At 28.5% G+C, this 23373-nt stretch carries 22 protein-coding genes; 14 read left to right on the top strand and 8 right to left on the bottom strand.

Features of this window, described 5'->3' with window-relative positions; all coding sequences use genetic code 11:
- Position 1 precedes the first annotated feature (1 nt).
- On the top strand, positions 2-772 hold the full coding sequence (locus tag CLAU_RS03300) for a DeoR/GlpR family DNA-binding transcription regulator (RefSeq protein WP_023161947.1): 771 nt from the start codon (positions 2-4) through the stop codon (positions 770-772).
- A 125-nt stretch (positions 773-897) separates the two neighbouring features.
- Here CLAU_RS03300 and CLAU_RS20830 read toward each other — a convergent pair whose 3' ends face one another.
- The 3 genes from CLAU_RS20830 to CLAU_RS20820 form a co-directional block, all read right to left on the bottom strand.
- The gene (locus CLAU_RS20830; RefSeq protein WP_023161946.1) at positions 898-1044 is read right to left on the bottom strand and encodes a hypothetical protein; all 147 of its coding nucleotides are present in this window, start codon (positions 1042-1044) and stop codon (positions 898-900) included.
- Between the two features lie 15 nt (positions 1045-1059).
- Positions 1060-1218 carry a hypothetical protein gene (locus tag CLAU_RS20825; protein ID WP_023161945.1) on the bottom strand — a complete coding sequence of 53 codons (159 nt, stop codon included), beginning with the start codon at positions 1216-1218 and terminating at the stop codon, positions 1060-1062.
- A 61-nt stretch (positions 1219-1279) separates the two neighbouring features.
- Positions 1280-1417 carry a CPC_1213 family protein gene (locus tag CLAU_RS20820; RefSeq protein WP_023161944.1) on the bottom strand — a complete coding sequence of 46 codons (138 nt, stop codon included), beginning with the start codon at positions 1415-1417 and terminating at the stop codon, positions 1280-1282.
- Positions 1418-1625: 208 nt separating this feature from the next.
- Between CLAU_RS20820 and CLAU_RS03295 the strand changes: the two genes are divergently transcribed.
- Entirely contained in the window at positions 1626-2627 is a 1002-nt protein-coding gene (locus tag CLAU_RS03295) for a DUF4003 domain-containing protein (RefSeq protein WP_023161943.1), read from the top strand.
- 132 nt (positions 2628-2759) lie between these two features.
- Here the strand turns inward: CLAU_RS03295 and CLAU_RS03290 are convergent, their stop codons facing one another.
- Positions 2760-4595: an ABC transporter ATP-binding protein gene (locus CLAU_RS03290; protein WP_023161941.1), complete on the bottom strand. Its 1836-nt coding sequence runs from the start codon at positions 4593-4595 to the stop codon at positions 2760-2762.
- On the bottom strand, positions 4589-6319 hold the full coding sequence (locus CLAU_RS03285; protein ID WP_023161940.1) for an ABC transporter ATP-binding protein: 1731 nt from the start codon (positions 6317-6319) through the stop codon (positions 4589-4591). Before CLAU_RS03285 ends, CLAU_RS03290 begins: the two co-directional genes overlap by 7 nt.
- Before the next feature lie 145 nt (positions 6320-6464).
- Here CLAU_RS03285 and CLAU_RS03280 point away from each other — a divergent pair, with 145 nt between their 5' ends.
- The gene (locus tag CLAU_RS03280) at positions 6465-7313 is read left to right on the top strand and encodes a MerR family transcriptional regulator (RefSeq protein ID WP_023161939.1); all 849 of its coding nucleotides are present in this window, start codon (positions 6465-6467) and stop codon (positions 7311-7313) included.
- On the opposite strand, the gene CLAU_RS03275 is transcribed toward CLAU_RS03280, so the two are convergent.
- Positions 7297-7710: an Lrp/AsnC family transcriptional regulator gene (locus CLAU_RS03275; protein ID WP_023161938.1), complete on the bottom strand. Its 414-nt coding sequence runs from the start codon at positions 7708-7710 to the stop codon at positions 7297-7299. The two genes, CLAU_RS03280 and CLAU_RS03275, sit on opposite strands and share 17 nt — an antisense overlap.
- A 106-nt stretch (positions 7711-7816) precedes the next feature.
- Here CLAU_RS03275 and CLAU_RS03270 point away from each other — a divergent pair, with 106 nt between their 5' ends.
- On the top strand, positions 7817-8572 hold the full coding sequence (locus CLAU_RS03270; RefSeq protein ID WP_023161937.1) for an MBL fold metallo-hydrolase: 756 nt from the start codon (positions 7817-7819) through the stop codon (positions 8570-8572).
- 37 nt (positions 8573-8609) lie between these two features.
- The gene (locus CLAU_RS03265) at positions 8610-9137 is read left to right on the top strand and encodes a cysteine hydrolase family protein (RefSeq protein WP_023161936.1); all 528 of its coding nucleotides are present in this window, start codon (positions 8610-8612) and stop codon (positions 9135-9137) included.
- Positions 9138-9339: 202 nt separating this feature from the next.
- On the opposite strand, the gene CLAU_RS20780 is transcribed toward CLAU_RS03265, so the two are convergent.
- Entirely contained in the window at positions 9340-9501 is a 162-nt protein-coding gene (locus CLAU_RS20780; RefSeq protein ID WP_023161935.1) for a hypothetical protein, read from the bottom strand.
- A 611-nt stretch (positions 9502-10112) separates the two neighbouring features.
- Here CLAU_RS20780 and CLAU_RS03260 point away from each other — a divergent pair.
- The 4 genes from CLAU_RS03260 to CLAU_RS03245 are packed head-to-tail and all read left to right on the top strand — an operon-like array spanning position 10113 to position 16283.
- Positions 10113-11450, top strand: coding sequence for a radical SAM/SPASM domain-containing protein (locus CLAU_RS03260; RefSeq protein WP_023161933.1), 1338 nt, complete (start codon positions 10113-10115; stop codon positions 11448-11450).
- Positions 11451-11467: 17 nt separating this feature from the next.
- A complete protein-coding gene (locus tag CLAU_RS03255) occupies positions 11468-14143 on the top strand; it encodes a DEAD/DEAH box helicase (RefSeq protein WP_029170004.1) in 2676 nt (891 codons plus the stop codon).
- Between the two features lie 16 nt (positions 14144-14159).
- Positions 14160-15296 (top strand): hypothetical protein, encoded by a 1137-nt coding sequence (locus CLAU_RS03250; RefSeq protein ID WP_029170003.1) that lies wholly within the window; start codon positions 14160-14162, stop codon positions 15294-15296.
- Between the two features lie 9 nt (positions 15297-15305).
- Complete coding sequence (locus CLAU_RS03245; protein ID WP_023161928.1) at positions 15306-16283, top strand: M20/M25/M40 family metallo-hydrolase; 978 nt, start codon at positions 15306-15308, stop codon at positions 16281-16283.
- 202 nt (positions 16284-16485) lie between these two features.
- On the opposite strand, the gene CLAU_RS03240 is transcribed toward CLAU_RS03245, so the two are convergent.
- Positions 16486-17523 (bottom strand): threonine aldolase family protein, encoded by a 1038-nt coding sequence (locus CLAU_RS03240; protein WP_023161927.1) that lies wholly within the window; start codon positions 17521-17523, stop codon positions 16486-16488.
- Positions 17524-17812: 289 nt separating this feature from the next.
- On the opposite strand from CLAU_RS03240, the gene CLAU_RS03235 reads away from it, so the two are divergent.
- From CLAU_RS03235 to CLAU_RS03215, 5 genes are read left to right on the top strand one after another with little or no spacing between them, the layout of a single operon-like run.
- Entirely contained in the window at positions 17813-18640 is an 828-nt protein-coding gene (locus tag CLAU_RS03235) for an ABC transporter permease (protein ID WP_023161926.1), read from the top strand.
- A gap of 1 nt (position 18641) precedes the next feature.
- Positions 18642-19424: an ABC transporter permease gene (locus tag CLAU_RS03230; RefSeq protein WP_023161925.1), complete on the top strand. Its 783-nt coding sequence runs from the start codon at positions 18642-18644 to the stop codon at positions 19422-19424.
- 16 nt (positions 19425-19440) lie between these two features.
- Positions 19441-20502 (top strand): ABC transporter ATP-binding protein, encoded by a 1062-nt coding sequence (locus tag CLAU_RS03225; protein ID WP_023161924.1) that lies wholly within the window; start codon positions 19441-19443, stop codon positions 20500-20502.
- 3 nt (positions 20503-20505) lie between these two features.
- Complete coding sequence (locus CLAU_RS03220) at positions 20506-21564, top strand: ABC transporter substrate-binding protein (protein WP_023161923.1); 1059 nt, start codon at positions 20506-20508, stop codon at positions 21562-21564.
- Between the two features lie 33 nt (positions 21565-21597).
- Positions 21598-23364: an adenine deaminase C-terminal domain-containing protein gene (locus CLAU_RS03215; protein WP_023161922.1), complete on the top strand. Its 1767-nt coding sequence runs from the start codon at positions 21598-21600 to the stop codon at positions 23362-23364.
- Positions 23365-23373: the final 9 nt, after the last annotated feature.

Here is a 23373-nt window from a genome sequence, read left to right as displayed (position 1 = left end):
AATGCTTGCTGAAGAACGACAGGAACAAATATTTAAGCTTATAAGAGAGCAAAAAAATATAAAAACATCTGAACTTATGGAAATTTTTAATGTTTCCAACGAAACTATAAGGAGAGACTTAGATTATCTTGAACAACAAGGTTGTCTAAAGAAAGTATATGGTGGTGCAATTTTAACTAAAAAATTAAGCTGGGAACCTTCATATAATGAGAGAGCATTAATAAATAAAGAAGAAAAAAAGGCAATTGGAATAGAATGTGCTAAGTTAATAAATGATAATGATATAATTTTTATGGATTTAGGTACAACTCCCCTGGAGGTTGTAAAGAATTTAAGAGACAAGCTAAATTTGACTATTTTTACTACTTCCCTTTATGTAGCAGGTTTCGTAACTGAGCAATTAGATGCAAAATGTATAATTTTGGGCGGAGAAGTTAGAAAAAAAGAAAAATGTTTAAACGGTCCTCTTACTGAACTTGTTTTAGAGCATCTTCATTTTGACAAGGCAATACTTTCAGCAGGTGGAATTGATGATGAAATTGGTCTTAGTGATTATGATTTAAATGATGTAAGTGTAAAAAAGAAGGTAGTAAATTGTGTGGATGAAGCCATAGTAGTTTGTGATTCTTCTAAATTTGGTGTAAAAGCCCTTTCACAAGTAGTACCATTAAAAAGTTTATCAGTTATAGTCACGGATAATAATATAGATAAAAAGTGGAAGGAAGAGATAATTAAAAGTGGTGTAAATTTGATAATTTGTAATTTAAACTAAAAACTCAGTCTCAATTTGTAAAAAGTGTTTTTGTGTGATGATAGGGGCTGCTGCAATAGCCCTGATTAAAAATTGAGACTTGACAATGTTGGCGTACTAATGACTAGCAGCAGACTCCTTAAATATTAAAAATGCTTTGTAATTTCCTGTTGTATTCTGCTTATTTCTTTAGGTCTTAATCCAGTTTCGTCTTTGATTTCTTTATCGGTTTTACCAGAAATAAGCATTTCTCTAGCTTTTTTCTTTTTTTCATCTAAGCTATTATCACTCATGCATAGAACCCCTTTCTACATTTTGCCTTCCATTTTCATTCTAGCTTTAGTTACATCATGTTCATTGAGACCTGTAACTTCTTTTATCTCTCCCATACCTGTACCTTTATGAAGTAAATCTTTAGCTTTTTCCATGGCTTTTTCATGATGACCTTTATTTTGATGTGATTTCATCGCTTAAGCCTCCTAATTTGTTTTATTAATAACTTTTATATAAAATGTTAATTTTCAAAAATTAATCTAAATGTTTTTCTGGTGGAGAACCAAACTTTATTTTTGAGCTTTCATCCTGAGGGTCATGGTTTATATTTTTCTTTTTAAATCTATTGTCTTCTTTTTTATTATTAGTAGTCTTTCGTATTTTGTTTTGCACAATTGTCTCTCCTTTCTAATACAATGTAGGTTTTCCTCAAAACTAGTTTTTATGCTTGATTTTAAATAGCATGAGTTTATTTTCTTAATATATTTAGTAAATCTTAAGATTTACTTTATTATTTTTTGAATATTTTATTTTAATATGTATATACAAAATAAATATTTTAAGTAATAATGATATTAAGTTAAATAGGGAGGGAATTATAGTGGATATAAGATTGAAAAAAAAGGTGGAACTAATGGTAGAAAACTATAGTGAACTTAAAAGTAATTTTAAATGGGATACAAGCTTGTTAAAACACTTTTGCGCAATGATGCATGCAGCAAGAGGTGAAAAGGTAAATATAGATAAAATTGAAGAAACAAAAAAGTATATAAAGCAGGAAACAAAATGCACATCTGATTATAGAGGAAATAATGAACTAATTATAGCTACTCTTTTATGTTTTGAAGAGGATTATAAGGGTTTTTTTCAAGAAATGATTGAAGTTCATGAAAAAATGAAACAGGAAGGTTTTAGAAAAAGCACATATCTGCCGCTGGCTACTTATACTTTTGCAGAAGATGTTCCTAGAGAGTATTGGAATTCTAAGATCCAGAGAATGAAAGAATTCTATAAAAATATGAAAGAAAATCATTTTTGGCTAACTTCTACTGATGATTATGTTTTTGCAGCAGTGCTTGCTGCTACAGATTTGGATGTAAGACAAACTATGGAAAAGGTAGAAGAGTGCTATAAAGAATTAAATAAGGAAGGATTTTGGAAAGGAAATGATCTTCAGACATTATCTCATATTTTGGCACTTGGAGAAGAGTCTGTTTATGAAAAATGCAAGAAGGCAAATAGACTTTATAATAAGCTTAAAAATGAAAAATGCAGTCTTAGATACAATGGCCTGGCAACACTAGGAGTGTTAACTCTTATTGCAGATGATGAAGATCAAATAGTTAGAGAAATAAAGGAAGTAAATGATTTTATTCATAAGAAGCCTGGATATGGCATATGGAGTTTAGATAAATATACTAAAACAATTCTTTCAGCTAATTTAGTTTGTGACTTCTATGTAGATGGTATGAAAAAGGGAGTAATTAAAGTAGCTTTAGCAAATAGTATTAATGCTATTATTATTGCTCAAGAACAGGCAGCAATTGCAGGATGTGCTGCAGCAGCTGCTGCTGCGTCAGCTTCTTCATCGAGTTCATCATAGATAAATTCAAACAGGGATTTTTTGTTAAGCAGGATTGTTTTGAAAATAGCAAATCCTGCTTGACTAGCTTTACCATAAGCCAATGTTATTGTTGTGAATTTTAGGTAAGTTTTTAACTTACTCTCAATAGCTTCACTTATTTTGGTGTATAAATTGGCTGTTATATATATCATTATACAAACCGCATTTAGCTAATAATTCGCTATGGTTTCCTTGTTCAACAATATTTCCTTTGTCCATGACCAGTATCTTATCTGCATTTTTTATTGTAGATAATCTGTGTGCTATTATAAAGCTTGTTCTTCCTTTCATCAGATTATCCATGGCATTTTGTATTTCTAATTCTGTACATGTATCTACACTTGAGGTTGCTTCATCAAGTATTAAAATATATGGATTTGCTAAAATAGCACGGGCAATACATAAAAGTTGCTTTTGTCCTTGTGATATTGAAGAGTTTTCATCATTTAAAACTGTATCATAGCCATGAGGAAGTGTTCTTATGAAATAATCAGCTGTAGCAAGTTCTGCGGCTTCTTTGATTTCTGAAATTGTAGCTCTTTCTCTGCTGTATGCAATATTATCTTTAACACTTCCATCAAATAGCCATGAATCCTGCAGAACCATTCCAAATAAAGATCGCAAATCACTTCTTTTAAGTTCAGTTATATCGATACCGTCAATTTTAATTTTCCCATCATTCAATTCATAAAATCTCATAATCAGGTTTATTAAAGTAGTTTTTCCTGCACCTGTTGGTCCAACTATAGCAACTTTTTGTCCTGCTTTTACCTCTAGGTTTATTCCTTTAATTATAAGCTCTTCTCCATATCCAAACTGTACATTTTCAAAGGTTACATTGCCCTTTGGATTTAGTATTGTTTTATAGTTTATAGGGTCTGCTTCTGACTCATCCTCATCTAAAATTTCAAATACACGCTCGAGTGAAGCAATAGCTGCCTGCATTGAGTTTAAAATATAAGCTGCTTCAGTTAACGGCTCTGATGCTTGATCTACATATTGAAAGAAGGCCTGTATTAGTCCTATTGACAGCTTTCCTTGAATAACAAATACAGCACCAAGAGATGCTATTAGCACATATCCTATTTGATTCATCAGACGGATTAAAGGATCTATAGCGTAGGTAATAAATTGTGCTTTTTTTTCATCAGAATACAATTTATTATTAGTTATTTCAACGCGATTAATTATTTCCTCTTCCATATTAAAGGTCTTTACAACCATCTGACCGGTAAAATATTCTTCTATTTGTCCATTAAATTTACCTAAGGATTCCTGTCTGTTTGAAAAATAATTTATGCTCTTTTTCCCAATTATAGAGGTAGCAATACCTCCCATGATAATAGTGAAAATGGCGATTAAAGTTAGTATCCAATTTATTGAGAGCATGAGGGATACAGCTCCTATAATTGTGAGTACTGCCGTAATAAATTGCATCATACCTGACTGCAATGTCTCAGATACTTTTTCCAGGTCATTTGATATTCTGCTTAGAATTTCCCCTTTTTTGTGTGTATCATAATATTTTAAAGGAACTTTTGAAAGTTTTGTACTTATTTTTTTCCTTATAGATAATACCAAGGTTTGAGATACAGCAGCCATTATGTTCTGCTCAATATAATTAGCAAATGAGGATAGTAAATATATAATAAGAAGTATCAATGAAAGCTTTTTTATGATATTAAAATTTATATTGAAGTAACCAGTATGTGATACATTCTTTATTCCTTCATAAATAGTATTGATAGCTTTGCTAAAAATTAATGGAGCAGTCATTGTAAAGGCTAAGCTTATAATAGTAAAAAATATGACAACAATTATTTTCCACTTTTGATTTAGAAGTAATTTTATTAATCTTATAACAGTTTTCCTTGTGTCTTTAGCTTTCTCTACGGACATTTCAGTATCAAAAGAAATTGCATCTGTTGAATTTTCTTCATTTAGCATACCAGTTCCTCCTCACTTAATTGTGATTCAGCTATTTTTAAATATATGGGACAACTTTTAAGAAGTTCTGTGTGGGTACCTATTCCGGCTATTTTTCCTTCTTCCAGGACTACAATTTGATCTGCATCCATAATTGTGCTTATTCTTTGGGCAATGGTTATGACAATTGAATCTTTTAATCTTGGTTTTATGGCTTCTCTTAATTTTGCATCTGTTTTATAATCCAGGGCAGAAAAACTGTCATCAAATATATATATATCACTGTCCTTAATTAAGGCCCTTGCTATGCATAATCTCTGCCTCTGCCCGCCTGAAAAATTACTGCCACCTTGTGATACAAAGGATTCATAGCCTAGATTTAGCTCAGAAATAAATTTATCCGCCTGAGCCATTTTTGCAGCACTTTTTATCTCATTTATAGTTGCATCCTTTTTCCCGTGCCGTATATTGTCAACTATGGTTCCACTAAATAGGAATGCTTTTTGAGGTGAAAAACTTATCATATCTCTTAAATTTTTTTGAGAAAAATATTTTGTATTGACACCATTAATCAAGATTTTACCATCTTGTATTTCATGTAATCTTGGTATTAATTTTCCAATAGTACTTTTTCCTGAACCAGTGGCTCCTATGATTGCAGTAGTTTTACCGCTTTCACATACAAAGCTAACATTTTTTAAAACAGGTTTTTCGGCATCTTTATAGGAAAATGTGACATTCCTGAATTCTAAGGTCTTTATATTATTTGAAATGGCCTCAGTTACTTTTTCATCTACTATTTCAGGTTTGTATTGCAATACTTCCAATATACGCCTTGAACAGGTGCTGGCACGTGGTATATTAATTAATACAATAACAGCCATTACTAGGTAGACCAATATTATTATTGCATATTCAATAACGGCCATAATATCTCCTACCTGCATAGTTCCTCTACTTATTCTTATTGTTCCAAACCATAAGACAGCAACAGCACAAACATTCATTATAGCCATTATAGCTGGCATAACTATAGCAAATGTCTTATTAAGTTTTACATTAATATCTGCATAATTTGTAAATGCATTATCTATTAATTCTTTTTCATGCTTTTCTCGATTAAAAGCACGTATAATTCTTATTCCTGAAATATATTGCCTTACTCTAGAATTTATTTTATCTAACCCAACTTGGATTTTATTCGATAAATTTATTACTTTTTTACTTATAAGCATAATAAATATTATAAAAATTGTTCCTGCTATAGAGATTATAAGAGCCATATATTTATCTTTGGAAAAAGCTAAAAACATTCCTACCAGAGTTATAAATGGAACTGGAATAATCATTTCGAAAAACATGGTTAATGTATTTTCAATTTGATTTACATCACTTGTACATCTTGTAATTAAAGATGAGGTGGAAAAATGTTTAAAATCATTTATTGACAGTTCTTGTGCGTGAGAAAATATTTTGCTTCTAATATCTCTGGAAAGTGTTGATGATAAATTTGAAGAAAAATATGTAGAAATTATAGCAAGTATGCCTGTAAATACAGCAGTGCCTATCATTATTCCACCAGTTCTTAATACATAATGAATGTTACCTTTTATTACACCATTATTTATTATATCTGCAGTTAATGTGGGGATATATAAGGTACCTACAGTTTTAAGCAAAATTATTACAAATAGTGAACCTAAAAGTATTTTATTAACTTTAAAGTGTTTAAATAGCTTTAACATCATAATATCCTTTCATATGCAATTTTTATTTATAGAAAATATTATAAACTGTACAGTAACTTGACAGTCAACACTTTTCAAGATAGAATATCTTCAAAAAGAAAGTTATTATTAAATATTATAACAATTATAAAAGGTATAGGTTATGAATGATTTTATAAGTTCAAAAAAATGTTTAACTATAGGGGCTTTTTCTAAGCTGTCTGGCATAAACAGAAAAAATTTAATATATTATGATAATGTAGGAATATTGAAACCTGTATTTGTAAAGAAAAATGGCTATAGGTATTATTCCTATAGCCAATTAGACGAAGTAAGCATTATCCTTGCTCTAAAAGATTTAGATATACCATTAAAGAAAATAAAGAACTATATGGAAAATGTATCTCCGCATAATCTTATTAACTTAATTACTGACCAGAAGCAAAAAATACTAGAGGAACTCAATAGGTTAAATCAAATGAATTATATTATAGAACAGCGAACTAGTAATATTCCTGTGATATCTAATATTAGTTGCGACAAGATTTTTTTGGAAAATTGTAAGCAAGAATTGTTGTTCTTAGGACCGGAGATGAAATTTGACATTGACAATTTTGAAGAGGATTTTATTAGTTTTATAGATTATTCGAAAAGTAAGAAATTAGTTTATGGTTATCCATTAGGTGTCTATCTTAATTATGATGGGGCAATTGAGGATAGCATCAAAACTTATAGATATTTTTATAAGGTTTCTCAAAATGTAAATGTAGAAAAAATCATAAAGCCAGCAGGACTTTATGTTATAACTTATGATAATAGCTATTTAGCTGAAGACATGAAAAATTTTGATAAATTAAACGAGTTTATAGAGAATAATCATCTTAACATTTGTGGAAATGTTTACATAGAAAATATGTCAGATGAAATAATAACTAAAAACCCGAATAAATATTACTCAAAAATTTCTGTGAAGGTAAAAAAATTGGACGATAGAGTTACTTTATCCTACTAATAGATATATTTAGACGATAATTTCCAAAGTCTAAAATTTTATTTAACAAGCACATAAGATTTTCTTCATCAGTTACATTTACCTTTAATAAATAGCAGCCATCTCCGCTTATCCTGTGGCACTCAATTATGAATTTATTGTTTTTAACAAATTGTATAAAAGCAGGATGATTGGAGGTTTTCATAAAAACAGTTATATAGGCAATTAAGCTTTTATCAAGTTTGGTATTATTTAAATTTATGGTATACTTTTCAATGATTCCTTCCTTTTCCATTTTCTTGATTCTATTTGCTACTGCTTGTCCTGTTAAATGCACTAACTCTCCAATTTCACGCCATTGAAGCCTGGAGTTTTCTTTTAATAAGGTTAAAATCTTTATATCTGTTTGGTCAAGCATAATTATAAATTTCCTTTCATAATGAAACTGAAAATAGGCAATTACTTTCTCCAAGTAAAAGCAATATGACTTATAATTAATATATCATATACAAGGAGGAAAAAACATGAGAATTCAGCTTATACGCCATGCAACATTAAGGTTAATTATAAATAATAAGACAATTCTAGTTGATCCAGTGCTTAGTAAAAAAGGAACAATGCCTTATATTCCTAATGTGTCAAATAAAAATAAAAATCCACTGGTAGAATTGTCAATTGATGTTAATGATATTGTAAGAACTGATGCAGTTCTTTTAACCCATATGCACAGCGATCATTTTGATGAAACTGCAGCAAGATTATTACCTAAAAATATACCTATATTCTGTCAGAGTGAGGATGAAGTAAAAGTGAGACAAAAGGGATTTTACTTTGCTAATCCAATTGAAAAAGATTGTTGTTGGAATGATATTATTTTTAAACGTGTAGGGGGTCAACATGGTAAGGGTGAAGTTGCAAAACAAATGGGGATAGTTTCAGGATATGTTATTAAAACTAAAAATGAACCCTCATTATATATAACAGGGGATACAGTATGGTGTTTGGAAGTAGAGCAAGCATTAGAAACTTATAATCCTGAGTTAATTGTTATTTTTGCAGGTGCTGCACAGTTGACAGAGGGAGGTATTCCTATTACCATGAATAAAAAGGATATAGTTCGTATTTGCAAAAAAGTGCCAAAGTCTAAAGTGATTGTTGTTCACATGGAGGCTTGGAATCACTGCAGTCTTATGAGAAAGGAACTAAGAAGTTTTTTAAAGGATAATTCACTTTTAGGACAGGTTTCTATTCCAAAGGATGGAGAATATATGGAATATTGAGCAATAAATAATAATGCATTTGAGAGAGGATAAGTTTATGAGTAAAAAAACAGCTTTATTAATAATAGATGTTCAAGTAGCTATGTTTGCAGGTGAAGAAGGGGATTTATATAATGCAGATAGAGTACTTGACAATATTTGTACTTTACTTAAAAGGGCTCGTTCATCAAAAACATCAGTAATATTCATTCAGCATACTGACAAAGATGGTGAGTTTCAAAAAGGAAAGGATACCTGGCAGCTGCATCCCAGGTTACATCCGCAGGAAAATGAAAAAGTTATTGAAAAAACTACCTGGGAATCATTCTATAATACAGGGCTTGAGGAAGAATTGAAGAGGCAGGGTATTGAAAAGTTAATTATTGCAGGTATGCAAACAGAATTTTGTTTAGATACTACTTGCAGAAGAGCATTTAGTATGGGGTATGATAATATTTTAGTAAGGGATGCCCATAGTACTTTTGATGGAGAAATACTTAGTGCAGATCAAATTATTAAACATCATAATAGTGTACTAGGAGGAAGGTTTGTACAGTTAAAGTCTACAGATGAAGTTGAATTTTAGATAGGTACAATAAGATCAATGGTAAACAATATGACAGTTTTTTATAAAGATGCTTTAGTAAAAATATATGTTTATTTTTACATGAATTTTGGTATAATATAAATAAGAAATGATTAGTGTTGATAGCACTAATCATCCTTAGAACATTTATTTTGTTTTAGGGCTATTGGACTAGATCGTAAATTATAGATCTAAAAAAGTGCTAATCTTGTGAGGATGGAGCACTTTTTTCTTTGCTTTTGATTTCTATATCAAGACCAAGAAGTTTAATTCTAATTTTTAAGTTATATATATAAAGATTATGTTTTAAAACAAGTCTAACAATATAGATTATAGATGCATATTTTATAAATGTGTCTAGCATATCCAATACCACCCCCTTAGCTATAGTGAAATAGTTCACCAATAACCCAAGGAGGATAAAATGTTCAAAACCTCCGCAGCCATCCATCTACGGTTATCAAATTACACTTGGATATTATACCATAATTATGAAGAAGCATATAGAGGTACTTATTGGGAAAGTTAAGCGTTAAATAATCATAAGGCATCAGTTTTAGAGTATAGATTATATTTCCCTCTATATGATTAATATATCTAACTCATATGTGTTCATCAATTTGAGTACAGGTCAATTCAATTTAATAAAATTTTTATATTTAAAGTAAGTTTTATTGTTAAGTATGTCATAATTTATATAATATTGGTTGGTTTGTTAAAAATATAAATTATTTATTGAATAATAATTTATTTATGGTAAAATATTAATAGATAACTATAATTTGTAGGGGTGGTACTTATGAAAAAAACAAAAAAAATTAAACTGTCTTGGAATGTTTCTAAGGTAAATGATACTTCGAGAATAAGTGCAATGTATTGTTTTAAAAGTTGTTCAGAAAACAAAAACTAATGTGTAGAGTAGCAGAAAGATATATATCTTTCTGCTTTTTACATAAAAAATAAGGGGAATTCATCATGATACATAAACAAGAAGAAGTAGATATTGAAAAAAGATATTGTATGCCTAGAAATTTAGTAGAAAAAGAAATAGGTAATAAAATATTAATTATTTCAGTAGATAATGCAAATTGGATAGTTCTTGATAATGATATTCAAAAAAAAATATTTTATAGATTAAAGGAAGAAAGTATAAAAGAGGTTATTGAGTATATAAATGTAAATAATATAGAAGAAAAAGAACTAATCAATGTTCTAACTCAACTTGAAGCAAAAAAATTTGAAGATATGAATGTAAGTTGTTCACAAAAACAAGGAATGTGTATATATCTTACAAATGAATGTAATCTTAGATGTAAACATTGCTATATGTTTGCAGGAGTAAAAAATGAAGACGAGCTAACAACAAATGAAATATATAAATTATTAGGCGATTTTAGTAATAGTGGCGGAAAAGTTGTAACTTTTACTGGTGGAGAAGTTACGCAGAGAAATGACTTATATAAAATTCTTGAGTTTTCAAAAGCTAAGGGATTACTCAATACTGTTTTAACAAATGGAGTTAAATGGTCTAAAGATTTAATAGAATTATCATATAAATTCATTGATGAAATTCAAATAAGTATTGATGGTTATGATGAAAAAAGTAATTCAAATATAAGAGGTAGAGGAAATTTTGAAAAGTCATTAAATACTGCAGAAGAATTTTTTAATAAAGGTGTTAGAGTATCTATTGCAGTTACTCCTTTATATGAAGGTTTAAATCAAAATAAAGATAAGTATATACAATTTGGAAAACACTTAATAAAAAAATATTCGGATGGTCAATTTCACTTGAAATTCAATTATAAATTATTAAGAGGAAGAGAAGTTGATTTAAATAAGGAAGAAAATGATGAGTATTTCAAAATTATGCATGAAATTGTTAATAAATGTTATATAAATTCAGAAAAAAAGGATTTTGTCATAAATCATAGAGATAATACTATTTTAAATAATTGTGGATATGGAGAAATAACAGTAGCGGCAAATGGGGATATATATTTTTGTAATAGAATATATGAATTAAAATCCTATGGTAATATAAGAAATTTAGATTTTGATAAAGTAATGGAGTTATCAAAAAAAGCACAGTTATTATCTAATATTAATAATTTTAAACCATGTTGTGATTGTGAATTAAAGTATATTTGTGGTGGCGGGTGTAGAATTTCTAATTTTCCAGAACTGATTCAGATAAATAATTTTAAATGTAATATTGATCCAAAAAGCTTTAAACCAAGAAAATGTGATCAAGAATTAAAACAAAAGTATTATAACTTAATGATAGACACAAATGAACAATTTTTTAAATAGTTGGAAGTGAGTATAATTTGGGTGATTTGATACTTAATATAAATCTGAAAGAATCTGTTAAATTTAAAAAGCCTGTGATAGAGACATATTCCGGTAAAATAAAAAAGCTTAAAAATAAAACATTTTCTGGCCCACTAATGAAGATAGATATTGACTGTAATGACAATTATAATAACATATATTCAGAAGAGTTATCAAATATAAAGAACATTATATTGAGTAATGGGAATAGTAAAATATCAAAATATAAATATATATTTGATGAAAAAAATTTTATTGATTTAATACAATATACTTATGACAAGAAAAATTTATATTTTACTTCTAAGGATGCTAAAATGCATCAAATAGATGATGTCTTAAGTATAGATGAAATTTATTACAAACCAAATAACGGAAAAGCAAATTTTTTTTATACAGATACTAAAAAGCAAAATATTGAAGTCAAAACTTTTAATATGTGTGCTTTCTCAAGTATGAGTTTAGTCTATGATAATAATAAATTGATTATAATTTATAAACTGTTAAATAGACAATTTCTTGATAGAATGAAAATACAAAAGTTTAAGTTAAATAACAAATCGGAAGAGGATATATCTAAGGAAATGTATGTATTAGAAAATGAGATAGGGCACTCTAATCAAGATTATTATAATATTGAGCCGGAACCTATTCTATATATTGTATTTAAGTCGGATAAGATATATGGAAAACTGTATTTTAATTATGATGGTATGGAAATAAAAAGTAATAGCAATATACAACTTATTAATTTATTAGGAAAAAAATATTATAGAAATTTAGCAATAGAAAATAAATACATTAACATACTAAATATAAACTTTGGAGACAAATTTAAAGAAAATATTTTTATGTATAAAGAAAATAAAGCGTTAGATAGTTCTATAAATTACTTGCTCCAAAATAAATTTGTAATTTATACTGAGGATAAAAAAAGAGTTTTTACAAGTTCAAGTATGAATTTTAGTATAGATTATAATATAAATTGGTTCGAAATAAATGGAGATATAAAATTTAATAATAAAACTTATAAATTAGCAGAGTTATTAGATTTAAAAGCAAAGAACACAAGATTTATTGAAATTAATAATTCTGTTTTAATACTTCCTAAATTTATAAATGATCAAAAAAAGTATTTAAATAAAGATTGTAAGAAGGTAGCTATCCCTAAGAGAAAAATTGGAGAAGTTATGGAATTAGCAGATGAAATGAAGATTGGTAATATCAATAATTTGCATGAATTAATTCATTATGTGGATATAAAAAATAATTTACCTAAAAAATTTCTCCAAAAACTTAGAGATTATCAAATAAAAGGAATAGAATGGCTAAAGTATTTATATATAAATGGTTTTGGAGGATGTTTAGCAGATGATATGGGTTTAGGAAAGACAATTCAAGCAATAGGTTTTCTATCAGACAAAGAATTTGATGCTAATAATTCTATAACTTTTATAGTTGTTCCTAAAACTTTGCTATCAAACTGGAAAAAAGAAATAAATAGATTTAATAAATCATTGCATGTTGAAATTTACTATGGAAGTAGTAGGGTTGAAATTCTAAAAAATATTAATATGCATAAAGGAATATTCCTAACAACTTATGGTACTGTTTTAAATGATATTAACAATTTATTGAATATTTCTATAGATTGTTTAATTTTAGATGAAGTGCAATATATAAAAAATTCTAAGTCAAAAACTTATAATGCAATAAATAAACTTAATACAAAGATTAGATTTGCTCTATCAGGTACTCCTTTTGAAAATAATATTGGGGAAGTGTGGGCGATCATGAATATATTAAACAATAATATATTAGGTAAAAAGTCGGATTTTATTAATGAATATAAAAATATATCTAATGATACTGAATGTATAAGAAGATTGAAATTAAGAATAAAGCCATATTTTTTAAGAAGAACTAAAAAAGAAGTGTTAAAGATGCTACCATCTAAAATAGTACAAAATGTTTATTGCGATATGACAGATGAACAAAGAGAATTATATAATGCATTTTTTTATAAAATCAAAGAAGAGTTGAAAAGACAACCTGGAAGATATGAAATAAAAGATAATTCTATAATTTTGAAAGGACTATTGAATTTACGTCAAATATGCTGCCATCCTAAGCTTATTCCAAGAAACTATAATATTAATAGATGTAGAGAATCAGGTAAATTTGATTTGTTTAAGATGAAAATTGAAGAAATAGTAAGTGCTAAAAATAAAGTAATAGTATTTAGTCAGTTTACTTCAATGCTTAAAATTATGGAGAAATGGATTAAAAATAAAGGATATAAATATTTTTATTTGGATGGAACAACAAAAAATAGACAAGGTATTGTAGATGAATTTGAAAGTTCTGATGAAGGAGTATTTTTAATAAGTTTAAAGGCTGGTGGTACTGGATTAAATTTGACTTCCTGCCAGTATGTAATTATTTATGATCCATGGTGGAATCCAGCTGTAGAGGATCAAGCTGAAGACAGAGCTTATAGGATAGGCCAAACTAAAAATGTAATGGTTTATAAACTTATGGTAAGTGATTCTATTGAAGAAAAAATACAACAATTGAAAGATAAGAAAGATAAAACTGGTAGAGATCTATTTAGTAATATGGGGAATGTGAAAGAGGTATCTTTTGAAGAGATGATGAGTTATTTTAAATAGAGGTGGACGGGGTTATATGTTAGGAAAAAACATGAAAGAGCTTTGCAAGTATATAATGATATCATTAACTATAATAACAGTTTTAGCATTTAGTTTTTGTACAATCTTTTGTACTTTTAAATCTTTTAATGATATAAAAAGATTAAATAATCAGGTTATTCAAATAATGACATATATTGATTCAAATAAGGTAATTTTTGCAAAAAAAGTGCAAGATCTGAAATCTATTAATAAAGTCAATGAAAATGTAAATAAAGATATGATTGAAGATATAAAGAAGGATATGCAATCTTATTATAGCAATATAACTACAAACACTATTGATAGAATAAACATGGATATTGCTATTCTCGCAGTTATAGCAACTGTATTTGCTTTATTTGGTATATGTATATCATTTATAAATATTAATGCTTTTAGGGATATAGATAAGAAATCAAAAATGATTGAAGACTGTAAGAAACAGACTGATGAGCTGAAGGCTATGCAATATCTACTATTAGGTAAATTATATGAAATGTCAGGAAATAAAAATAGAATAAAATATGCAATTGAAGAGTATAAAAAAGCTAAAGGCTTACCTAATTCCCAAATAATAACAACTCAATTGATTGATATCTATTCAGATTTATTTGAGAAGACCAAAGACGGAAAATTTCTAGAATTGTGTATAGATTGTATAGAAGAAGAAGAAAAAAAAGAAAAAAAAGAAGAAAATAAACCAATTCTTATAGAGTGGTATTTTACTATGGGATGTTTGTATGGAGTGATTGCAAAAAATCTTTCTAAGATAGAATATGATCTTGATAAAGACGAATTGTTAAAGAAATCTAAAAATAGTTTTATAAAGGTAATTCATATGGAAGACAAAAATTACCAATTTTATACAAATTTAGCTTTAACTTCTTACTACTTAAAAGATAAAGAAAATGTTATAAAATATTTAAAAAAAGCTAAAAAATGTGTTGATGAAGATGAATTGTTAGGAAATCAAAAAATAGATATTTTTAAAGTATTTGATATAAATGATATGGAAAAAATAGGCTATGAAGATTGGGTAAAATATAAAAAACAAGTAGGAATTGAAGAAGCTGATATCGAGACTAAGGATAAGTTTGAGCAAAAAATAGAAGACGAAAAAAGTAAAAAGTAGGAGATATAAATGTTACAATTTGAAAAGTTATTAAATATATTTGGAGTTTCAGGCTACGAAGCAGATATAAGAAATTATATTATAAAAAATATAAGTAAATTATTAGATAAGATTACCGTAGATAATATTGGGAATATTATTATAAAATTTAAATCAATAAATAATGTTAATAATAAAAATATTGTTATAGCTGCGCATATGGATGAAGTAGGTGTTAAAGTAAAAGAAATTAAAGAAAATGGAAATATTAAATTTAGTGAGATTGGCTCTTTAAAAGTAAGAAATTTATTAATGAATAAAATAATTTTTAAAAATGGAATAGTTGGAGTTATAACAAGTGATTATAATATGAGAGATATAGAGCCTAGAGACATGGAAGCATTAGAAATAGATTGTGGTTTTTTAAATAAGAATGAGGCAGAAAAAGCAATTGATATAGGAGAAGTAGGAACATTTTATAATCATTATTTTGAAAATGAAGATACTATTATTAGCAAAGCTATAGATAATAGAGTTGGGTGCTGGATATTACTTAACTTAATTGAGAATTTTAGTGTGAGTAATGATGACATTACCTTTATTTTTACCTGTCAGGAAGAAATTGGATTTAAAGGCATGGAGTTTGTAATTGGTAGTATTACTCCTGATATAGTTATAGATATTGATACTATATCTATTGAAAATATAAGAGAACTACAATTTGGAAAAGGCCCAACAATTAAAATATGTGATTCTTTAACGAATTGTAGTGAGGAAATTATTAATAAGTTTAAAAAGATATCTAAAGATTATAGTATAAATACCCAACTGGAAATTACAGACAATGGGGGAACTGAGTTAAGTGTTATTAAGCAAAAATGTAATAATGTAAAATTAATGGGATTGTCAGTACCAATTAAATATGGGCATAGTGTAAATAGTATTGTAAATAAAGGAGATATTTTGGAGTGTGCAAGACTTTTAAATATATTTATAAAAAAACAATAATTAATGGAATATACTAAAATAATTGTATAGTAAAAATAAATATAATAAAATATAATTTTTTTGAAAAAAGTGCTTACTCTATAAGCAAGTACTTTTTAACATGAAATATTTACCATGATTGTAAAAAATAAAAATTATTCATTTAAGAAAAAATGAGTACAGACTAGCTTAAAAATAAGTCCAATACTCATTTCCCGAATAATTACATATTAATTTCAGTAAATTTTTTTAGATCATTAATAAAATCTAAAACCATAGACTCTTTTGTTGCCCAAGAAGTTACAAGGCGAATAACAGAGTTATATTCATCTGATTTTTGCCAAATTGTAAAAGAATATTTATTCCCAAGCTTTTCAATCAATCTGTTTGGTAAGATTGGGAATATCTGATTTGAAGGCGAGTGGGTCAAAAATGAATATCCAGCCTTACTGATTTCCTTCCTAAGTAAATCTGCCATGGCATTTGCATGCTTTGCCAAATCAAAATATAAGTCATCTTTGAAAAGTTCTAAGAATTGTATTCCAAGAAGTCTACCTTTTGCAAGCAATGCTCCCTTTTGTTTAATATAAAATCGAAAGTCTTCTTTAAGTGAGTTGTTACATATGACCATAGCCTCACCCATTAGCGCACCATTTTTGGTCCCACCTATATAGAATGCATCTGCTAATTTAGCTAAATCAGAAAGTCCCACATCATTTTCTTCTGAACATAGGGCCGAACCTAACCTTGCGCCATCTATGTATAAAAGCAGTTTATTTTCTTTGCAAAATTTGCTTAGTTTTTCTAGTTCGCTTTTTTTATATATAGAACCAATTTCTGTAGAGTTTGAGATATACACTAGCTTAGGTTTTACCATATGTTCATCGGCATGTTCATATAAGGCAGGTTTGATGTCTTCAGGACTTAGTTTGCCATTGCTTACTTTTATAGAGATAATCTTATGCCCCGTGGCTTCTATAGCTCCTGTCTCGTGAACTAGTATATGTCCTGTATTAGCAGCAATAGCTGCTTCATGAGGTCTTAAAAAAGCTGAAATTGCAGTGAGATTTGCCTGTGTGCCTCCAACAAACAGGTGAATGTGGGCATCGTCTCGCTTAATTTTTTGCTTTAAAAGCTCAACAGCTTTTTTTGTATATATATCTTCACCGTAACCTGAAGTTTGCTCCATATTTGATTCAACTAAAGCATTTAATATTCTTGGATGAGCTCCTTCACTATAATCATTTTTAAAACTATACATTGTCAAAAACCTCCTCTTATATTTTCATTAACTTTCTTTTTCTTATTACTAAAAATGTTATACCTTATGTTATAAAAGTCAATACCATTGGAACTTCCTTACTAAAAACCTTATTTCGACCAAAATCGCTTGACGTTTCCAAGGTGAAGTGATAATATTATGAATATTGTAGAGAAAAAATGTAATAACATTCGTATAGCACAAACGTATATTAATAGTTTGTTTGATATGAAGTGATTCTTAGATTCAGATGGGATAAACTTAAAAATACAAAGGAGGGCTACTTATAATGAGAAAAAAAGTACTTTATTTAATGTTAGTACCTGGAATTTTAATAATTTTATTCTTTTTAATGGCACCACTTATAAATATATTAATTCCTACAGTTGTAAGTGATAAAGGTATTACACCTAAGTTGTATTTATCTTTCTTTAAAGATAGTTATTTAATGAACATATTTTTTCGTACTCTTAGAATAGCAATTATAACGACTATTGTTTGTATGATACTTGGAGTACCAGTTTCTTATTATTTATCAAGAAGTGATAAAAAAATAAGAGGATTACTTCTTGCACTTACAGTATTTCCACTCTTAACCAACTCTATTGTTCGTGCATTTGCGTGGATGACTATACTTGGTAAAAATGGAGCTATAAACACACTACTTATAAATTGCCATATTATAAGTGAACCACGAGAAATTCTTTATACGGAGTTTGCAATAATTATAGGAAGTGTATACTTATTTTTACCCCTTATGATTGTTTCTTTGGTTGGAGTTATGGAAAATATTAATAGTGATTTCGTAGAAGCTGCCCAAAGTCTTGGTGCTAGTAGAATAGCAGCCTTTTTTAAGGTCATTTTTCCACTAAGTGTTCCAGGAATGATAGTGGGAAGTATTCTTGTTTTTACTGGTGCATTAACAGCATATACAACACCCCAACTTCTTGGAGGAAATAAAAACACAGTGCTTGCAACGCTCATATATCAAAAGGCTATGACACTAAGTGATTGGACAGGCGCTTCTGTAGTTTCTGCTGTCATGATCATAGCTACATTAATTGTTATGTTTGGAATTAATAAATTTGCATCAAGATTATATGAAAGGGGTGTATAGAATGAAAAAAAATAAGTTGCTTACATTATTCGTATTTCTTGTATACATATTTCTATTTGGACCGCTTTTGATAGTTGCTGTAACAGCTTTTGGAACAGATAATTTCATAGCATTTCCACCTAAGCATATAGGAATAAGATGGTTTGTACATGTTTTTCAGTCACCAACTTTTATGACTACGTTAGGTATAAGTTTGGAAGTATCCATAGCTGCCACTTTAATTGCACTTATTGTTGGAATACCTGCTTGTTATGTAATTAGTAGAAATGATTTTAGAGGAAAAAAGTTTATTAACAATATATTTCTATCACCAGTTACAATACCAGGAATAGTACTTGGATTTGCACTTTTTAGATTTATAACAATTACTCTTAAAATGAATATTTTAACTAGCTTATTAATTGGACATGTTGTTATAGTAATTCCATATATAATAAGGGTTATTGGCTCAAGTCTTGGAGGATTGGATTATTCTATTGAAGAAGCAGCTATAAGTCTTGGAGCTTCTAGAATAAAAACATTTTTCCTAGTTGTCATGCCAAATATAACATCTGGCATAATTGCAGCCTTTATGTTGGCATTTATAAATTCCTTCAATAATGTACCTGTATCTATATTTTTAACAGGACCAGGAGTCAGTACGCTGCCAATAAGTATGATGAGTTATGTTGAATACAATTATGACCCTAGTGTTTCAGCTCTTTCAGTCATATTGATGTTTATGACTATTATAATAATGTTTATTGTTGAGAAAACTTTGGGATTAAATTATTTTACAAAATAAAATATGGAGGTGCTACATGGCTTTAATAAATTTAAAAGATATTGCAGTTTCTTATGATGGAAAAACAAATATATTAAAAAAATTAAACCTTGATATTGAAAAGGGAAAGTTGGTTTCACTTCTTGGACCAAGTGGGTGTGGAAAGACTACTACATTGAGAGTAATAAGCGGCTTTTTAGAGCCAACAGGTGGTCAATTTATATTTGATGGTAAGGATTATACTAAAATACCTGTTAATAAGAGAAATTTTGGAATGGTATTTCAAAGTTATGCACTTTTCCCTCATCTCAATGTTTTTGATAATATAGCTTTTGGACTTAAGATGAGAAATGTAGATAAAAAAACTATAACTGAGTCAGTTAACAAATTTCTTGAAATAGTAGATTTAAAAGAATATGGCAAAAGGTATCCTGCAGAATTGTCAGGAGGACAAAGACAGAGGGTTGCTATAGCTAGAGCACTTGTTATAAAACCTGATCTTCTTTTGCTGGATGAACCACTTAGTAATTTAGATGCTAAATTGAGATTAAAAATGAGAGTAGAAATTAGAAAGTTACAGCAGCGCTTTGGAATTACAACTGTTTTTGTAACTCATGATCAGGAAGAATGTTTTTCCATATCAGATAAAGTTGCAGTAATGAATAAGGGTGTAATTGAACAATATGATACTCCAGAGAAAATATATTCAAAGCCTAATACAGAATTTGTTGCAAAGTTTGTAGGATTTGAAAATTTTATTGACTTAGAATATGTTAAAGATGACGCATTTAATGCAGATCACAATATTGAAATTCACATTAAAAATCATGAAAATGTTCCTGGTAAAATAAAAGCTACTATAAGACCTGATGATATTAAAATATTAGCATCTGATTTTACAGGCAATGAAAATATACTAGATGGAACAATCGAAGTTAGAACATATTTGGGAAAAGCATACCAATATTCTGTCAATACAAAGCTTGGATCAATTATTGTAAACAATGGAAATGATGAAGTGTATGATATTGGAAATGAGGTAAAGCTTTATTTACCTTCAAATAAATTAATAATTGTTAAAAAATCTGAGGAGGAATAAAAAATGAAAAAATTACCTTTAGCTTTAGCATCCATATTTTTGCTATCAACACTTTCTGGATGTGGAAGTGCAGCGCAAAGTACAGATTCAAAAAGTGATCAAAAGCAGCTTGTAATATCAACATGGGGGTTAAATGAAGATGCTCTTCAAAAAGATGTTTTTAAGCCTTTTGAGAAAGCAAACAATGTAAAAATAGTTTTGGAAACAGGAAATAATGGAGAAAGATTAACTAAACTCAAAAATAATCCAAACAGTAACGTTGATATAATGTACCTTGCAGAATCTTTTTCTGAAGAAGGCATACAAGATGGATTATTTGAAAAAATTGATTATAGTAAGGTACCAAATGCAAAGAAAGTAATACCTAAGGCACAAAAGTTTATAACTGAAGGATATGGTCCAGCATATACTTTAAATAGAGCAGCTATAGTTTATAATCCTGAAAAAGTAAATGGAAATATAGCTTCATGGAAAGATTTATGGAGTCCTGATTTTAAGGGTAAAATAGCAATACCAGATATAACAACAACATTTGGACCTGCTATGGTTTGTGCAGCTTCAAAGAAGGATGGTGTTGATGTAACAAGTGATAAAGGTGCAGATGCATTTAAATCACTTCAAGCTTTAAAGCCAAATGTAGTTAAGACATATACTAAATCTTCTGATCTTGTAAATATGTTTTCTAATGGAGAAATAACAGCTGCAGTTGCTGCGGATTTTGTTTATGGTTCAATTAAAAAAGCAGTTCCTTCAGTAAAATTTGTTGATCCAGGTGAAGGGGCATATCTTAACTTTAATACTGTAAATATAGTAAAGAGTTCAAAAAATAAAGAGTTAGCATTGAAATTTATAAATTATGTATTGAGTGCAGAAGTTGAACAAAAAACATCTAAAGATGTAGGCGAATCACCAGTTAACAGCGATGTAAAATTACAAGGTACGGAAACACAGGGTCTAACATATGGAGATGAAGTTGAAAAATCAAATGTTTTGGATTTCAAATTTATAAATAAGAACAATAAAAACTGGATTGATCAGTGGAACAAGATTTACAATAATTAGTTTTAATTTTAAATAGAAGACATCTGAAAAATAATGAATCCATATGCTGATGAACTTATTTTTTCAGATGTCTTATTTACATTTAAGAAAGGTGATCATATGAAAGTAGATATAATCATAAAAGATGTTTATATTTTTAATGCTTATTTTAAAAAGTTTGTGTATGGAGATGTGTCAATATTAAATGGAAGGTTTTTATATATAGGGAAGGATTGCTATAAAAAAATAAGTGCAAGAAAGATTATAGAAGGTAACAATAAATATCTAATACCTGGCCTTATTGATATACATATGCATATTGAAAGTTCAATGACTACACCAACAAACTTTGCAAATGCTGTCATTAAAAATGGAGTTACAACAGTTGTTGCTGATCCACATGAAATTGCAAATGTATTTGGAATAGAAGGCATAAAAGCTATGATAAATTCTGATAGGCAGCATATAATGGATATATTTTATGGCATTCCAAGTTCTGTACCATCAACATCATCTAAACTTGAAACTACAGGTGGACAAATAGGGATAAAGGAAGTATCAGAACTTATAAAAAATGACCGTATATGGTGCATTGGTGAAGTTATGAATTTTAAGGATTTAGTTTATAGTGAAGATTCACTTATAAATAATATAATTAAATTGATAAAAAAAGAAAAACCTCATTTCAAAATAGAAGGACACTGTCCAAAAATATCAGGATTTGATCTAGCAAGATACATATATCAAGGGGTAGATGCAGATCATACTCAGCAAACTCCAAAATCTATTGAGGAAAAGATATTAAATGGCATGTTTTTAGAAATTCAGGAAAAATCAATGACAAAAGAAAACATGGAATATTTAATTTCCAATGATTTATATGAGCATTTTTGCTTTGTTACTGATGATACAATGGCAGATAAATTAATTACTTCGCATTTGAATGGACTTGTTAAAAAAGCTATTGACATGGGTATGAAGCCGGAAATGGCTGTTTATGCAAGTACTTTTATTCCAGCAAGAAGAATGAATTTTTACGATAGAGGAAGCATTGCACCTGGAAAGATAGCTGATTTTATTTTATTGGATGATTTAAAATCATTTAGTATAAATGAAGTATATAAAAATGGGAAACTAGCATGTAAGGATATTGGAGGGAAAAAAGAACATGAATTTCCAGAGAACTTTTATAAAAGCATAAAAATGAATCCAGTTAGTGATTCAGACTTTTCAGTTAAAACACCTATAAAAGATGGTAAAGTAAAATGCAGAATAATGAAGGTTCAAAGTGATAGTACATTTACAAAAGAAGAAAGTGATTTTGTAGAAGTGAAATACTGGAGGCTTTCTTTTGAAACTTCTAAGTATGCACTTATTACGGTTTTTAATAGATATGACAATACTAAAAAAAGATCTTATGGACTTGTTTCAGGCAGCATAATCGAAAGAGGAGCAGTTTCTTCTAGCTATGCTCATGACCATCATAATTTAATGGTAATGGGAAGAAATACAAAAGATATGAAAGTAGCAGCAAATTGGGTTATTAAAAACAATGGGGGTTACTGTGTAGCTTTGGATGGGAAAATTATAGCAAGTCTTGCTCTTCCCGTTGGTGGTATATTGTCTGAAGAACCAATCGAATCCATAGCTTCAAATTTAAAAGAAGTGAGAATGGCATTAAAGAAACTTGGATATAAACATAATAATGAAATAATGTCTTTTAGTACACTATCTCTTCCAGTAAGCCCAGAATTAAAAATTACGGATAAAGGTCTTATAAGAGTTAATACACAGGAAATAGTAAGCCTATTTTGTGAGTAAATATCAAAA

It is taken from the genome of Clostridium autoethanogenum DSM 10061, from assembly GCF_001484725.1.
GTDB lineage: Bacteria > Bacillota > Clostridia > Clostridiales > Clostridiaceae > Clostridium_B > Clostridium_B ljungdahlii.
The sequence above is the reverse complement of the archived record's forward strand: the minus strand, read 5'-3'. Positions and strand labels throughout refer to the sequence as shown.

Excerpts from the sequence above, each read along its gene's own strand:
- CLAU_RS03300 (WP_023161947.1), top strand. The coding sequence starts at position 2 with ATGCTTGCTGAAGAACGACAGGAACAAATATTTAAGCTTATAAGAGAG.
- CLAU_RS20830 (WP_023161946.1), bottom strand. The coding sequence starts at position 1,044 with ATGAGTGATAATAGCTTAGATGAAAAAAAGAAAAAAGCTAGAGAAATG.
- CLAU_RS20825 (WP_023161945.1), bottom strand. The coding sequence starts at position 1,218 with ATGAAATCACATCAAAATAAAGGTCATCATGAAAAAGCCATGGAAAAA.
- CLAU_RS03290 (WP_023161941.1), bottom strand. The coding sequence starts at position 4,595 with ATGCTAAATGAAGAAAATTCAACAGATGCAATTTCTTTTGATACTGAA.
- CLAU_RS03285 (WP_023161940.1), bottom strand. The coding sequence starts at position 6,319 with ATGTTAAAGCTATTTAAACACTTTAAAGTTAATAAAATACTTTTAGGT.
- CLAU_RS03280 (WP_023161939.1), top strand. The coding sequence starts at position 6,465 with ATGAATGATTTTATAAGTTCAAAAAAATGTTTAACTATAGGGGCTTTT.
- CLAU_RS03275 (WP_023161938.1), bottom strand. The coding sequence starts at position 7,710 with ATGCTTGACCAAACAGATATAAAGATTTTAACCTTATTAAAAGAAAAC.
- CLAU_RS03270 (WP_023161937.1), top strand. The coding sequence starts at position 7,817 with ATGAGAATTCAGCTTATACGCCATGCAACATTAAGGTTAATTATAAAT.
- CLAU_RS03265 (WP_023161936.1), top strand. The coding sequence starts at position 8,610 with ATGAGTAAAAAAACAGCTTTATTAATAATAGATGTTCAAGTAGCTATG.
- CLAU_RS20780 (WP_023161935.1), bottom strand. The coding sequence starts at position 9,501 with ATGCTAGACACATTTATAAAATATGCATCTATAATCTATATTGTTAGA.
- CLAU_RS03260 (WP_023161933.1), top strand. The coding sequence starts at position 10,113 with ATGATACATAAACAAGAAGAAGTAGATATTGAAAAAAGATATTGTATG.
- CLAU_RS03250 (WP_029170003.1), top strand. The coding sequence starts at position 14,160 with ATGTTAGGAAAAAACATGAAAGAGCTTTGCAAGTATATAATGATATCA.
- CLAU_RS03245 (WP_023161928.1), top strand. The coding sequence starts at position 15,306 with ATGTTACAATTTGAAAAGTTATTAAATATATTTGGAGTTTCAGGCTAC.
- CLAU_RS03240 (WP_023161927.1), bottom strand. The coding sequence starts at position 17,523 with ATGTATAGTTTTAAAAATGATTATAGTGAAGGAGCTCATCCAAGAATA.
- CLAU_RS03235 (WP_023161926.1), top strand. The coding sequence starts at position 17,813 with ATGAGAAAAAAAGTACTTTATTTAATGTTAGTACCTGGAATTTTAATA.
- CLAU_RS03230 (WP_023161925.1), top strand. The coding sequence starts at position 18,642 with ATGAAAAAAAATAAGTTGCTTACATTATTCGTATTTCTTGTATACATA.
- CLAU_RS03225 (WP_023161924.1), top strand. The coding sequence starts at position 19,441 with ATGGCTTTAATAAATTTAAAAGATATTGCAGTTTCTTATGATGGAAAA.
- CLAU_RS03220 (WP_023161923.1), top strand. The coding sequence starts at position 20,506 with ATGAAAAAATTACCTTTAGCTTTAGCATCCATATTTTTGCTATCAACA.
- CLAU_RS03215 (WP_023161922.1), top strand. The coding sequence starts at position 21,598 with ATGAATCCATATGCTGATGAACTTATTTTTTCAGATGTCTTATTTACA.